This window comes from Desulfobulbus oligotrophicus (assembly GCF_016446285.1).
Taxonomy (GTDB): Bacteria; Desulfobacterota; Desulfobulbia; order Desulfobulbales; family Desulfobulbaceae; genus Desulfobulbus; species Desulfobulbus oligotrophicus.
This window is the reverse complement of sequence record NZ_CP054140.1, coordinates 2,561,595-2,575,593: the sequence shown is the minus strand read 5'-3', so window position 1 is coordinate 2,575,593 and position 13,999 is coordinate 2,561,595. Positions and strand designations below refer to the sequence as shown.

Below are 13,999 nucleotides of genomic sequence, written 5' to 3'. Positions count from 1 at the left end.
GGCAAGCGGCACAGAGGTAAATGCCTTTGTGTTGTCCGGAATGTTGAGGAGCTCAAGGCTCTTTATCCAGAAATGACTGCCTCCAGTCGGATCGCAGTGCAGCTGCGTACAACTGATGTAGTCACAATGCTATTGATATCCTGTCGGTTTCAACTGCTATGAAGATCATCGCAACCCTTGGCCCGCAACAATCGCTGTCATGGCAGGCTGCGGTTCATTTTGACAGCAAGGCCGATGTTCGTGCTTACACCCATGTTAAAGCACTGCTCGATGCGTTTGTGCGCAAGGAAGTAGAGTATGCAGTGTTACCGGTGTACAATACCCGTGAAGGAGATAAAAGACAGGTTTTTCGTTTTTTTGATGACATGAAGGCCGGATACTGGGTTGATAATCTGGTGCTTCAGGCGCATCAGTCATTGGGTGTTTTTACTGAAACGGATTCGATCGAAACTCTTCGGATGCTGATCGGTCAGCGTGAAGTTTTTCAGCAATGCGCTGAGTTCATCGAAAAGTACCTGCCCGATATAACGGAACTGAGTGTTCAGGACATCAATCAGGCCATCAATGAGATCAGGAAGGGCGGCCGGACAGAGGGAAAGGCGGTCATCAACAGTGCCGAGACGCTGCGAGCCCATGGTCTGCGCATCATTGAACAAGATGTGGCTCCTCATAGCCGGACCCGATATGCAGTACTGGGGCATGTGGCAGCACCTTTGACCGGTTATGATGCCACCGCGCTGATTACCGAGCCACTTGACGACCGGGTTGGTTTGCTGGTGGATATTTTGAATGAATTTTCAAGACGCGGTATCAACATTCTTGATATGCGGACGGAAAATGACATCAAGACACAGAAGTTACGTATTTATCTTGAAGCCGAAGGGCATATTCAAAATGAAAATCTCTCCAGTGCCATTGCCCATCTGGAAGCCAAGGTTATACAGCAACGCGGCATGATCCGTGTACTCGGCAGTTTTCCCCGGGTCGATATGCGGACTAAATACATTAAGTCCTTTGGATTTATCGGCACGGGTGCGATGAGTCAGTGGTTTGCCCAGCGGCTGGAGAGTGAAGGGTACGAGGTGTTACTGACCGGCAGAACCACCTCTCTGCGCCCTGAAGAGATGATCGACCAGGTGGATGCAGTGGTGATCTGTGTGCCGATCTCAGCGACCTCCACAACCATTCGTCAGTATGGACCGCTGATCAGGGCCGGCAAAGCACTTATCCTTCTTGCCGGAGAATCAGAGGAAACCATAAAGACAGCCCTGATTTCAACCAGTGAGGCTGTTGAGCTCATGCTGGTTCATAATCTGTGGGGTCCCCAGGCCGCCACCATGAAAGACAAGAATGCAATAGTGGTACGGACCGCACGCAGTGGCGTATTCTGCAGCGAATTTGAGGCATTTCTCTATAAACACGGTGCCGAGATCATCTATGACTCTCCGGCTAAACACGACTTGCTCATGGGGATCGGTCAAAAATTACCGACAGTGATTTCGGTTGCTCTGGCCATGACTCTCAATGAAAACAATATCACCAGTGATGATATTGCCAGTCACTGCACCTTAACCTCGCTGTATCCTATTTTAGCCATGTCCCGCGTACATTCCCAAAATTCCAGGACCTACGCAGAGATTATGGCTACAACCGGCGACAGCCGTAAGATTGTCCTTGATTTTGTCAAGAATCTTCGCCATGTCATCCAGATGGCAGATGCTGCCGCTATTGCAGAGCTTTGCGCCTTGATTGACCGTAATGCCACCCACCTGTCTTCACAGTTTCTCACAGCCAGAATGGAACAGGCTATGGCTGTTGACGAGGTTCTGGGGCGGATGATCTGAAAAGCCCGGTTGACCCCGACAAAAGGAATGGTTACCCTAGACGCATGAATTTACGACACAGGAAAAAAACTGTTTTACTGCTACTGTTAATACTCTGGTGTGGGTTGCTTCTTTTTGGCCCGGTCAATCGTTTTGTTCCTGATTGAAGAGCCGTGTCATCACCGTCGGTCGACGGTCCTCCATGTCCCTTGCCACAAACAATGAAAGCCCCTCAGGCCAAATAAGGAGCCAAGAGCTGTCATGCTATCGATGTTGATGAAATATTCCCAAGAAAAGCATTGTTGCCCACACTGCAGTCAAGACCTGTCTCTGTGTCATGCTCCTCCTGTTCACGTTGGTGATGGGCTGGGCTGGGGATCAGAGTATCTGTTTATCTGTCTGAACGACAGCTGTCCGATGTTTGTGAAAGGTTGGGACTTTATTGCCGATCAGTACGGTCGCGTTGGATCGTATCGATATATGGAATTACCCAATTCAAAAGAACAGTTCAGTATGATGGTTATCACAAAAGATGCCTTTACCGGCAGCATTGTTGATCTTGAAGCCATCAAAAGACAAGACGAGCGCTATCAGCGACAGCAGGAGGCCATCGCAGCCCTTGACACCTGCGTTGCGAAGAAGGATCCGGCGCCAGTGCTGACTATTCTCCTGGATGATTCGGTCCGGATAGATGAACGTAAACGTGCAATACCCATGTTGACAGCGATCAATGATACCTGTTGTATAGAACCTCTGCGGAACCATGTGTTCAAAGATCCGCACCTGCAACACGAGGTGAATCTTGCACTTGGTCAGATTCTCGCTTGTCACTATCTTAAGGAGTGCCCGCATTGCTCGGAGCTGATCAAGGCCCGCGCAATCGTGTGCAAGCATTGTCAGCGTGAGGTGACAGCTGACTGACTTTCTGCTTGCAGAAAACAAGTTGTGCGGGTATATAAACGCACGTTCGTGGTGAGCGTAGCTCAGCAGGTGGTAGCACCGGGTTGTGGCCTCGGAGGTCGTGGGTTCAAGTCCCATCGCTCACCCCACCTTGTTGTCAAGGGAGTCAACAAACCCGCTTTCTTTCCAGGAGAGCGGGTTTTTTTATTGCCTGTGCAATCCTGGAAAAGGTATTGACAGTTTCAGTTGAGGGCAGGCAATATTGCAGGCATCAGTTGCCGTATCTCTTGTGTGTATGGGGAAAATGGCCTGTGATCGTTTAACGATGATTGGAGCGAGGTGTAAAAGGTATGTCATGGATGAAAACGGCACAGAGACCATCACTCATCTCACCACAAAGACCTGGTGGCTGGTCTTCAACTCAAGATTTTTGATGTTCTCCAGCGATCTTGAGGCCTAGGAATGCCGATTTCAACTGCACAAAAACCTGATACGATGAAGCGTGTTGTACGCATAGTGTGGAAATGTGTTGTTGTCTTCATCATGATCAGCGCTATCAGACTGTTGTATATTAAACTCCGGACTGAAGTCTCCTATGATCCCGTTGCTAAGGCCCTGTTGGATAATGGAAATCTATGGAGCGACATCAAGGTGATTGCCGGAGCCACATCCAGGTATATTCTTGATATTCCATTCATATCGCATGTTTATGCAGTTTTGTCTGCGCTTGCCGCCTACGTTGCCCTGGCCTGGTACGATAGGATTGCTCTCCTTCATCTGGGGCGACTCAGAGGTATCTCATGGTCGTATGTTGCTGTTTGTTCCTTTGTGACCTATGCACTTGGACACAATCTCGGCATGTCGGTTTTATCCGGTGGAATTGTCCGGTTACGTGCTTACTGTGCCAAAGGGCTTAAGGCAACTGAGGTTGCCGCCCTGATCGCAATGTGCTCGTTTACGTTTCTTTTCGGCACACTGTTGCTTTTAGGGGCTGTTTTGTTGTTTGAGCCGGAGATTGTTTTATCCCTTTCAAATTTGATTCCACAGATGGTTTTGCCCAACTGGTTGGTACAGGCAGCGGGGTTTACACTCCTGTTGCTCTGTGGACTGTATGTGTTCGGATCATGGCAGACCTTCAAGCCATTTCGTATAGGGACACTGGATATTGTCTATCCGCGTCTTGGTATCGTTATCCGACAGATATTGGCAGCTCCCCTGGAAATTATGGCTGCCGCAGGCATCATTTATTTTGTTTTACCCGAAGCCGGCAATCCCGGTTACTTTGTTGTGTTAGGAGCATTTATCCTATCCTTTTCCGCTGGCCTTGTTTCCCAGGCCCCCGGTGGCCTTGGTGTGATGGAGGCGGTCTTTCTTGCGGTCATCGATACGGTACCGGCAACAAATGTGATGGCTGCCTTGCTTATCTGGCGTTTACTCTACCTGTTGCTGCCCCTTGTTGTCTCTATTCCCATCATCTTTCTCTTTGAACGGTCAAACGTTTCCTGCACAGATTTTTAATTGTTTCATGCCACTGCACCACTGAAGAATGTTTCTCTGGTGGGTGTTTTCCTTCTTTTCCTTGTTACGCTGCAACAGGCAGGATTGATGTTGTTTTGCCTGGAAATTGACCTTCTTGCCTGTTTTTCTCTGTTGGCGGCATCTATGCTGCTTTCTTCCACCAATCTTCCTTCATAATTTCCCAGCGATTCCGGCAATTTCGGCCTGATGCGAGCAGCATATTGCTCACCGTGTTGAGACCGCCTCAGCAGTGGAGGTGCACACTGTCCTGGCTGTCAGTCAGGTTTTGCGCCTGTTTGTTCGTAGTGAGGCAAAATCAGCATGCTGTCTAACCGATCAAGGGATGTTCCCTTGACGAGCGGGAGCTCTTCACCTGCCGTCAGTGTGGTGAATAGTGTTTTACCGAGTATAAACAACTGTTCCGTACAGCCCGGCTCTTTGTAGGGGAGTGCCCAGGCCGTATGCAGGACAACAGGTTGCTCAGCAAACAGCCCTGCGTAGAGCATGATGTGTCCCTTGTGATAGAGAAGGGTGCGAAAGGGGATACCGAGCTCACGAAGACGTGCTTTCTTGTCGGTGTTTGAAAGATTGCTCAGCGAAATAGACGGGCCGGAGGTGATCTGTTGGTAGGAATTACGTGGCAGCAGGATACCGAACGTCAGGAAAAAATCCCTGGTGGTGGCCGAGCAGTCGCGGTTTCTGTATATTTCTCCCCACCCGTAGGGAGTTTTCAGGAGCTCCGCGGAGATGAGCGTTACGTTTTCAGGGCTGAAGTGCAGCGGATGTCTGCGGGCGTCGGTTTTGGCAATACGGACGCTTGTTATTACCGCATACCTGTCTTTGCCCGTAACCGCAGCTTTGACCAGCCAATACTCCGGCTCTTCTCGTATCAGTGAGTACAGGGAGCCGATTTTTGGTTGCGGCAGGATGTCGCCATCCTCGCTCTGCACCTTTACAAAATCACGGACTATAACCACCTGCTCAGCATGGAGTATCTGCTCACGCTGAGCAGTGTCAACTCGCCTGACAGCGTCGGGTTCCACCCAGCCATTGGCGTAGGCGGTCTCAACATACAGCCATGCCCCATCTTTACTTGTGTGCAGAAGACGAACAGGCTCGTTGGGTTTGATCTCTGCAAATTGGAGGCGGTCAAAAGGAAAGTCGTCCGGAGTCTTATACAATGGCCTGGTTGTCGGTAAAACGCGGATAAATGCAGGCCGGGTCACTATGCCCGGCTCATGCATACTGGGAAACTGTTCCATATCCGCCAGCATCAGAAGAGACTGCAGACGAGCCGGTTCTATCGGCAGCCGGTTTTCTCCGTACCAGGTTGAATGGGTCAGCTGTTGAAGACTGGTATACACCATGTTACCGTCAAAGAGCGGTGCGGATGCTGTCCAGGGTGTAAAGTAATCCCGATGAAAGTGCTGTTCAAGTTGCTGCTGCTCAACGGGGTTAAGTGACTCGGTCATGGCAGCGGCAAAACGACCGGGATCCTGCGGGACTGCGCTGAGTGATCTGAGATCTGTCGGTTGTACGCAGACCTGTTTCTGGTGGACTGTTTCCTGCGGTTTTAAAGACGGGTTGTGCCACGTGGTCAACAAAAAGAACAGACCCGCAGCTGCGGCCATGATAAGGGCACCAATCAGGCAGTTACTTTGCAGGCGGTTCATGATAGTGTTATCCTGTCTGTCGGGCAGACCATGAGCAGCTGTGTACCAGACCCCAGGTTATTCCGACAACCCGATCACCATGTGGAGATAAAAGATGGTGGGCGGTACGCAGCCGGATGTCTGGAATGTAGAGTATATATGCATGAGAGACGCATGCCTCCACCATAACATTCTTCAGGGAAATGTGTTGTGAAAAGATCTGTTTTTCTTGCTGTGATTCTTTTGTCCATCCTGTGGCATTGTGCCGGCTATGCAGAATATTGTACTCAGGGAGAGGCCACCCGCATCTGGATCACACCGCAAAAAAGCGAACCCGAAGTACCTGTTAAAATTATGGCGGTTTCCACGGTTGAACCGCTGACCAATATACGGATGATCAGTCCGCAGGGAGAAACGCTCCTTTTACCCACAACAGCTGGTACCGGCGGGCTGCCATGGCATATAACAGCCGAGACAGGGCCGCTCGGCAATGGTTTGTATCAGGTTGAGGCACAGTCTGGTGACAGAACACTGGCATGCCTGATCATTGGCAATGGACATGACACCCGGGATACTGCAGGTTGGGATGAGATGTACGAGGCGTTTTATGCCGCCTGGATTGAGAAGTTGTTTGATGGCGGTGTTGACGAGGACATCAGTTTCCCATCCCTGGAACCTGTACTCCGCGATCCTGAACGCAACTTCTTATTGAACACCCTGGGGCTTGAGGAAGATGCTGCCCTGTCGGCAACACCGGATTGTGCGGACTTCCCTTATTTCCTCCGCAGCTATTTTGCCTGGAAAAACGGGCTGCCTTTCAGTTATCGGCAGTGTAACCGTGGAAGGGCCGGCAAGCCGCCTTCGTGTGAATCAGCGATCATGAACACTGATTTTGTCCAGCGGGTCAGTCCGGCCTCAAAATTTCGTGCCATGAGTATCAGGCTTATGGATGCCGTACATTCGGGGAACGGTCGCACCGCACTTGACGATGAACAAACCGATTTTTATCCTGTTGCATTGCAACGGGAAACTCTGTGGCCGGGAACAGTCTATGCCGATCCCTACGGTCACACACTTGTGCTGACCAAATGGGTGGAACAGACAGGAAGCAGGCCGGGGCTTCTGTTTGCGGTTGATGCACAGCCGGATAACTCCATTGCCAGAAAGCGCTTCTGGGAGGGGACGTTTTTGTTTACCAGTACCGACAGCGCCGGTCCCGGCTTTAAGCGATTTCGACCAATTGTTGATCATCGACTGTTAAAAAATGGTGAGATCCCGGAGTATTCACCGGAGCAGGCTGAACTGCCATCTGATGTATTTTATGCCAGGATGCACTCTCTGCTGAATCCAGCTGGGTTGGACGCTGGACAGGCCTATGAGGCCACTCTTGCCGCCCTGGTCGAACAGCTGGAAACACGGGTCAGGTCTGTTGAGAACGGTGAAGCATACTTCCGCAGAGGCGGAGCAACCATTCCCATGCCAAAGGGGGCAGCCATCTTTGAAACCATTGGACCATGGGAGGATTTCTCCACGCCGTCCCGGGACATGCGTCTGCTTATTGCCATGGATGTGTTGCTTGATTTTCCGGCCAAGGTGCAGCAGTATCCAAGGCTGTTCCATCTCACGCCAACAGCTGCCCGGCAGATGAGAAAAGAGATCGAGCAGTTACATAATATTTTGATTGCTCAGAAAAAGATCCGATATATTCGCAGCAATGGTGAACCATGGGAGTTGTCGGTGGCTGATATTCTGGCTCGCCGCGCTGCTTTTGAAATGGCCTACAACCCGAACGACTGTGTGGAAATTCGCTGGGGAGCGGAACCAGGAACAGAGGAGTATGTTGCTTGTCAACGGCGGGCTCCGGCAGCACAGATCAAACAGATGGAGAGCGTACGGGCATGGTTTCGCGACACAGAACGACCGCCCCGGTAAGCAGCAAAACCAAGAGCAGGATGGCTTGTACCTGGCCTACTGACAGCGTCTGCTGGCTGGTATAAAAAGAACGCACTGCTGGTTTAGAAAAAACACCCTGTACCAACAGGGGACAACAGCTCCAGTCGGTTCAGCTGACAAACGGCGCAATGCCATGGATGGCCGTGTTGGTGTATTTTTTCCGGGTGGTTTTATCTTGCTGCATGGACAGGTCAACAGGCCGGTTAAAAGGTATGCCCCTGTCTGTGCTGCTCAGACAGGGGCAGCAGAAAGAAGATAACTTTTAAGAACAGGATGAACAATGAAGGTGGTCACTGAACAGGAAATACGGGAAGAAACGGTATCTGCTGTGGCGCAGCAGATGATGATTGCAGCTCGCACTGCACCAAAGGCAAAGGGCGTGGATAACCTTGTGATTGCTCTGTTGAACAGGGACGATATTGCCCGGGTTTCGGCAAAGATGAAGGAGATGGCACGCCGTGACAACCTGTCCGATGTGTTTTTACGCGATGCGGTGAATATCCTTTCTGCGCAGGCCATGGTTGCCTTTGGTACACGGATCGTCCCGCTTGGAGTCCATCCGTGCGGTATGTGCGGCTTTGCCGATTGCGAGGAGAAAAAGAAGCATCCTGATCATCCCTGTGTGTTTAACACCGGGGATCTTGGCATTGCCATCGGTTCTGCTGCAAGCGTTGCCATGGACAACAGAGTCGACAATCGGGTGATGTTTACTGTAGGACAAGCACTGCTGGAAATGGGTGTACTTGGAGACGGGGTGAAGATAATTTACGCGATGCCGCTCAGTGTCAGCGGCAAAAATCCATTCATGGACAGGAACCAGGAAGCGCTTGTTAAGAAGGCATAACACAGGCATGTGCTGGTGCTGTAAATGCGTTCCTGTGTGATGTTCAATGAAAAAGCCGATCAATCAAGGAGATGGAGCATGACTGACAACGTTGTTATTACCTTGGCCTGTGGTACAGATAACCCCAACCGGACCGCCAGGGCCATACATCTGGCCACAGTGGCTCACAAAGAGGGAAAAAATGTAACGCTTTTCCTCTTGGATGAGGCTGTCTATATTGCCAAGAAAGGCCTGCTTGACCATGTACGGGCCGCCACAGGGGATATTGCCGACGATCTGATGGCATATCTGCAGGCCAATGAGGTGCCGGTACTTGCCTGTACACCCTGCGCCAAGGCCCGTGGCATCAGTGAAGAGGATCTGATTGAAGGTGCACGGATGGGGACGGCCGTGGAGTTGATTCACCTGTCCTGCGATGCCGTGGTGATCAGTCTGTAGTTCTTTATCGTTCTGTGCTGCGGGATCAGCGGATAAAGAGACTCCCGCAGCACGGGCATCCCCTGTGGTGATCTGCCGCAGGTCGACACATCAGTCAGCATACCCCGCCCGCCATCCAAAGCACATCTCCGTGCCCGGTGCAGCAGGTTGCGCAACGCCGCCTGCGTCCGCTTACCTCAACACTCTCCATACCAACGTAAACAACCGTCCAGCGTGTTAACAGGCAGCAAAAACTTCTGATACGCCAGACCCTGACCAGGGTCGGGTTATATTGTATCATTGTCCACTGGACCCGCTTGTGCAGTATGAAAAGAGCAGTACAGCAGTGCCTCCACCAGACAGAATCTGTTGACAGATCCGTTGGTAAGGTATATACATGAACATATGTTCATATATAGTGAGGAGCTTGTTATGGCACTACCACGTATACAATCAGAGGTCAGCGCACCATCCGGTGAACAGCCGTCTGCTGTTGACCCGACGAGAACAGAGATCCTGTCGGAAGAGGACGCTCAGGCTGCTGCAGAGCTCTTTAAGATGCTGGGGGAGCCGGGGCGAATAAAGATTCTGCATGCCCTGTCTAAAGAGGAGCGTTGTGTCCATGACCTGGCTGCTCACGTCGGCATGGGGCAGTCTGCTGTCTCTCATCAGCTCCGGCTGCTGCGGAACGCGCGTTTGGTCAAGTATCGTAAGGAGGGTAAGATGGCCTGGTATTCGCTTGATGATGAACACGTCTTCTCTCTGTTAAGTCAAGGAATTGAGCACATTAGCCACAGGTAACACAGCCATGAAATCCAACAGCATACCCTTAGGTATCAACCACATCGGATGTGAGGATGGTTGTTGCAGTCATACGCCCCAAAAAGAGCAGCACGACTCCTGCTGTTCCGGGCATGAACACAACCATGAACATGCAGATGAATCGCTGTTTGATCTGTCTGCTATAAGGACCATTGCCTCCTCTGCAGATAGACCTGATGAAAGAACACAGTTCACAGCGGTGGCCGGGGAAGACACCGGGGGCGGCACCCGGACTGTTTACCGACTGTCAGGTCTTGACTGCGGTGATTGCGCCATGAAACTCGAAAAACGGATTGCGGCATTACCCGGCGTTTCCGCTGCTTCGGTCAACTTTTCCACAGCGAAAATGACTGTTCTGCACACCACTGCTGACCAGATGATCATCCGGACTGTTCAACAGGCGGGATACGGTGCAGAGGTTGAAACTTCGCTGTTACAGCAACCGTCACCGCCTGCGCAGTTGTGGAAAAACCGGAGAGTGCTTGCAACTGTTCTGTCAGGGCTTTTGTTGGGATGCGCCCTTGTGCTGGACTGGTCTGCAGGGCCGCGGTCTGTTGCGATTGCCCTGTACAGCGTTGCCATTGTTACAGGCGGGTTTCATGCAGCGCGCAGTGCAGTGTACAGTCTGCGGGCTCTGTCATTGGATATGAATGTGCTCATGACCGCAGCTGTTATTGGCGCAGCAATTTTAGGTGAGTGGAGCGAGGGGGCGGCAGTGGCCTTTTTGTTTTCTTTTGGTAACGCTCTCCAGGCATACACCATGGAGAAGACACGCCGATCCATTCAGTCCCTGATGGCACTTGCACCGGCAGAAGCTCTGGTGAAAAGGGGTGATGTGGAAGAACTGCTGGCAGTGGAGGAAATTGCGGTGGGCGATGTTATCATCGTCAGGCCGGGTGAACGCATTGCCATGGACGGAAAAATTATCCAGGGAGCGTCCGCAGTCAACCAGGCCACCATCACCGGTGAGTCCATACCAGTTGAAAAAACCAAAGGGGATACTGTCTATGCCGGCACCATGAACGAAGATGGTGTTCTTGAGATCGAGGTGACCCAACTGGCTGCTGACTCCACCTTGGCAAAAATTTTCCATCTTATCGAGGAGGCACAGGCACAAAAGGCTCCTTCCCAGCAATTTGTTGATGTCTTTGCCAGGTACTATACACCGCTTGTCCTTATAGTGGCAGCGGGTGTGATGATTTTACCCTGGCTGGTACTTCACCAACCTTTTACACCATGGTTTTATAATGGTCTGGTGCTGCTGGTTATCTCCTGCCCCTGTGCACTCGTGATCTCCACACCGGTTTCGATTGTATCTGCCATTGGCAATGCCTCACGAAACGGTGTGCTTATTAAAGGCGGTGCCTATCTGGAAGAGATGGGTACCATCAAGTCCATTGCCTTTGACAAGACCGGCACCTTAACCCAGGGAAGAGCAGAGGTGACAGATGTCATCGTTTTTAACGGTTATTCTGAGAACCAGGCATTGGCCCTGGCAGCCGGCATTGAGCATCGATCTGAGCATCCGCTGGCGCAGGCTGTTATGAAACGGGCGGGAGACATCGTATTACCGTCTGTTATGAACTTTAAAGCTCTGCCTGGAAGGGGTGCACAGGCAGAAGTGGAAGGACATCTCACGTATATTGGCAATGCCCGGCTCTTTACCGAACTTGGTCACGATCTTATCCCCTATCAGGAACAACTTCTTGATCTGGAAAAGCAGGGTAAAACAGCTGTCTTGCTGGGAACCCGGGAGCAAGTGGCAGCCATCTTTGCTGTAGCCGACATCTTGCGCGAGAACAGCAAGGCAACGGTCAAAGCGCTGCACAAGGCCGGTCTGAAGCATGTGGCCATGTTGACCGGTGATAACGAGCAGACAGCTGCCTCCATAGCGAAAGCCCTTGAACTTGATGCATTTTATAGTGAGCTCCTGCCGGAAGATAAAGTGTCAGCTGTACAAAAGATGCATCAAAAGTACGGCAAGGTTGCCATGGTCGGTGATGGTGTGAATGATGCTCCTGCCCTGGCTACAGCCACTGTGGGGATCGCCATGGGGGTTGCCGGTTCAGACACGGCCCTGGAGACAGCGGACATAGCACTCATGACCGATGATTTGGGCAAACTTGCCTACATTATACGGTTAAGCCGAAAGACCGTTGCTGTTATTCAGCAGAACATCATTTTTTCCATTGTGATTAAAGTGATCTTCATGATCCTTCTGCTTTTCAATATGGCAACACTGTGGCTGGCGGTCTTTGCCGATACCGGCGCCTCTTTGCTGGTAACGCTCAATGGAATGCGACTGATGCGTCGTCTGCGCGACGGAACAGGGCCGACAGGCGGCAACTAAGCGTACTGTGCACAGGATAGAAAGAGCCGGGTCGGAAAACTGCCCAGCTCTTTTGTTTGGCAGCACTGGCGACCGGAAAGTATCACCGTGCCGACAGGTTGCTGTCAACGCTCGGCTGTGGCCAGTTTGAGTGCCAGTCCAACAAAGACTGTACCTGCAACTCTGTTGAGGAGTATCTGCAGACGATCCGATTTAGCGAGCAGCTGACCAAGGGTAGCGGCCAACAGGCTGATGGCGCCGAAGACCACAAAGGTGGCCACAATAAAAAGCAGGCCGAGAACAATGAGCTGCAAAGAGAGCGATCCTCTGTCAGGGTTCGTGAACTGGGGCAGGAAAGCAAGAAAGAAGATCGATACCTTGGGGTTGGTCACGTTCATGATAATGCCCCGCACATAGTACCGCCACAGGCTGATCTCCTGTGTCTGTTGACTGTCCACCCTGGTTGCGCCTGCCCGGAAGGCATGCCAGGCAAGATACAGCAGATAGCCTGCACCGATGTACTTGAGGGCATGAAAGGCAAGGGCAGAGGTCTGAAAGATAACAGCGGCTCCCAGAACCACGGCACTGGTATGTACAAGCAGACCGGTACAAAGCCCCATCGTTACCACAAGACCAACGAGCTTTCCTTTAAGGGCGGATTGGGTCAGAACAAAGATGTTATCCGGCCCCGGCGCCAGCGCCAGGAGCACGGACGCCGAACTGAACATGACAAGGGTACTGAGATCAGGCATGGTTGTATGATGTTGGAAAGGGATATAAAACCATTTATCAGCAGTGCTGCTGTGCAGAGCAATCTGATGTACAGTGAACAGGTCGTGTGTAGCACGCTCGCTTCAAATTGACAAGGCAAGCCTGCAGGGGCGGAAAGATTGGTTGCGGAACGCCTTTATGTGCTGTCTTTATTGAAAGAGCCATTAGGGTATGATGTGTATAACCGGAAGGAGTGTTGAACTGGATAGATATGTAAGGTGCCGGAGATGAAACAACAACAGTGGTGGCTGTGGCTGATTGGTCTGATGTTACTGGTCAGCACCGGTTGGGCAGGGCAGGAGGATACGATGAGCAGGGCGCGACAGCAGATGGTCAAAGAGATTGAGCAGGATGTGACAGTAACTTCCGGTTCTATCGGGCGTGGTCACCTCAGCCGGGAGATCATGCGGATAATGGGTGAGGTACCCCGTCATGAGTTTGTTCCCGGCAATAAACAGGATGTTGCCTATGTCAATGCTCCACTGCCCATCGGGTACGGGCAGACTATCTCCCAACCCTATATCGTTGCCCTGATGACCGATCTGCTCGCTGTCTCCAAAGAGGCCAGGGTACTGGAGGTTGGTGCTGGTTCCGGTTATCAGGCAGCAGTGCTGTCGCACCTGGTTAAAGAGGTGCACTCCATTGAAATCATACCACAACTGGCAAAAGAGTGTCGTCAGCGGCTTGCACGCCTTGGCTACACCAACATCACGGTTCATGAGGGGGACGGTTATTACGGGCTTGAGCAGGAAGCACCTTTTGATGCCATTATTGTCACTGCAGCCGCCTCCACAATTCCACCACCACTCATTGCCCAGCTTAAAAAAGGAGGGCGATTGGTGATCCCGGTGGGCACTCCCTTTGCCGTACAGCATCTGATGCTGGTGGAAAAGGACGACATCGGCCAGATAACCATGCGCCAGGTACTGCCGGTGCAGTTTGTACCACTGACCGGCACACGAGAGTGAAC

General features: G+C 51.6%; 11 protein-coding genes and 1 tRNA gene. 10 read left to right on the top strand and 2 right to left on the bottom strand.

Annotation, left to right across the window (positions count from 1 at the left end; translation table 11 throughout):
- The first annotated feature begins 158 nt into the window (after positions 1 to 158).
- The 4 genes from HP555_RS11830 (at position 159) to HP555_RS11815 (ending at position 4,241) form a co-directional block, all read left to right on the top strand.
- Positions 159 to 1,844, top strand: a complete 1,686-nt coding sequence (locus tag HP555_RS11830) for a prephenate dehydratase domain-containing protein (RefSeq protein ID WP_199262756.1) — start codon at positions 159 to 161, stop codon at positions 1,842 to 1,844.
- Positions 1,845 to 2,246: 402 nt separating this feature from the next.
- Positions 2,247 to 2,744, top strand: coding sequence for a zinc ribbon domain-containing protein (locus HP555_RS11825; protein ID WP_233249170.1), 498 nt, complete (start codon positions 2,247 to 2,249; stop codon positions 2,742 to 2,744).
- A gap of 51 nt (positions 2,745 to 2,795) precedes the next feature.
- A tRNA-His gene (locus HP555_RS11820) sits at positions 2,796 to 2,872 on the top strand.
- Positions 2,873 to 3,185: 313 nt separating this feature from the next.
- Positions 3,186 to 4,241, top strand: coding sequence for a lysylphosphatidylglycerol synthase transmembrane domain-containing protein (locus tag HP555_RS11815; RefSeq protein ID WP_199262752.1), 1,056 nt, complete (start codon positions 3,186 to 3,188; stop codon positions 4,239 to 4,241).
- 275 nt (positions 4,242 to 4,516) lie between these two features.
- Here HP555_RS11815 and HP555_RS11810 read toward each other — a convergent pair whose 3' ends face one another.
- The gene (locus tag HP555_RS11810; protein WP_199262750.1) at positions 4,517 to 5,914 is read right to left on the bottom strand and encodes a C40 family peptidase; all 1,398 of its coding nucleotides are present in this window, start codon (positions 5,912 to 5,914) and stop codon (positions 4,517 to 4,519) included.
- 189 nt (positions 5,915 to 6,103) lie between these two features.
- Between HP555_RS11810 and HP555_RS11805 the strand changes: the two genes are divergently transcribed.
- The 5 genes from HP555_RS11805 to HP555_RS11785 all read left to right on the top strand — a co-directional run bounded on the left by HP555_RS11805 (position 6,104) and on the right by HP555_RS11785 (position 12,279).
- On the top strand, positions 6,104 to 7,825 hold the full coding sequence (locus tag HP555_RS11805) for a hypothetical protein (protein ID WP_199262748.1): 1,722 nt from the start codon (positions 6,104 to 6,106) through the stop codon (positions 7,823 to 7,825).
- Positions 7,826 to 8,126: 301 nt separating this feature from the next.
- Positions 8,127 to 8,690: a ferredoxin domain-containing protein gene (locus HP555_RS11800; protein WP_199262746.1), complete on the top strand. Its 564-nt coding sequence runs from the start codon at positions 8,127 to 8,129 to the stop codon at positions 8,688 to 8,690.
- 78 nt (positions 8,691 to 8,768) lie between these two features.
- A complete protein-coding gene (locus HP555_RS11795; RefSeq protein WP_199262744.1) occupies positions 8,769 to 9,128 on the top strand; it encodes a DsrE family protein in 360 nt (119 codons plus the stop codon).
- 411 nt (positions 9,129 to 9,539) lie between these two features.
- Complete coding sequence (locus HP555_RS11790) at positions 9,540 to 9,908, top strand: ArsR/SmtB family transcription factor (protein WP_199262742.1); 369 nt, start codon at positions 9,540 to 9,542, stop codon at positions 9,906 to 9,908.
- A 7-nt stretch (positions 9,909 to 9,915) separates the two neighbouring features.
- Positions 9,916 to 12,279: a heavy metal translocating P-type ATPase gene (locus HP555_RS11785; RefSeq protein ID WP_199262740.1), complete on the top strand. Its 2,364-nt coding sequence runs from the start codon at positions 9,916 to 9,918 to the stop codon at positions 12,277 to 12,279.
- Positions 12,280 to 12,383: 104 nt separating this feature from the next.
- On the opposite strand, the gene HP555_RS11780 is transcribed toward HP555_RS11785, so the two are convergent.
- The gene (locus HP555_RS11780; RefSeq protein WP_199262738.1) at positions 12,384 to 13,010 is read right to left on the bottom strand and encodes a LysE family translocator; all 627 of its coding nucleotides are present in this window, start codon (positions 13,008 to 13,010) and stop codon (positions 12,384 to 12,386) included.
- Between the two features lie 246 nt (positions 13,011 to 13,256).
- Here HP555_RS11780 and HP555_RS11775 point away from each other — a divergent pair, with 246 nt between their 5' ends.
- Positions 13,257 to 13,997 (top strand): protein-L-isoaspartate(D-aspartate) O-methyltransferase, encoded by a 741-nt coding sequence (locus tag HP555_RS11775; protein ID WP_199262736.1) that lies wholly within the window; start codon positions 13,257 to 13,259, stop codon positions 13,995 to 13,997.
- Positions 13,998 to 13,999 lie beyond the last annotated feature (2 nt).

Coding starts and splice junctions, on each gene's coding strand:
- HP555_RS11790 (WP_199262742.1), top strand. CDS start 9,540: ATGGCACTACCACGTATACAATCAGAGGTCAGCGCACCATCCGGTGAA.
- HP555_RS11810 (WP_199262750.1), bottom strand. CDS start 5,914: ATGAACCGCCTGCAAAGTAACTGCCTGATTGGTGCCCTTATCATGGCC.
- HP555_RS11800 (WP_199262746.1), top strand. CDS start 8,127: ATGAAGGTGGTCACTGAACAGGAAATACGGGAAGAAACGGTATCTGCT.
- HP555_RS11830 (WP_199262756.1), top strand. CDS start 159: ATGAAGATCATCGCAACCCTTGGCCCGCAACAATCGCTGTCATGGCAG.
- HP555_RS11795 (WP_199262744.1), top strand. CDS start 8,769: ATGACTGACAACGTTGTTATTACCTTGGCCTGTGGTACAGATAACCCC.
- HP555_RS11785 (WP_199262740.1), top strand. CDS start 9,916: ATGAAATCCAACAGCATACCCTTAGGTATCAACCACATCGGATGTGAG.
- HP555_RS11775 (WP_199262736.1), top strand. CDS start 13,257: ATGAAACAACAACAGTGGTGGCTGTGGCTGATTGGTCTGATGTTACTG.
- HP555_RS11815 (WP_199262752.1), top strand. CDS start 3,186: ATGCCGATTTCAACTGCACAAAAACCTGATACGATGAAGCGTGTTGTA.
- HP555_RS11780 (WP_199262738.1), bottom strand. CDS start 13,010: ATGCCTGATCTCAGTACCCTTGTCATGTTCAGTTCGGCGTCCGTGCTC.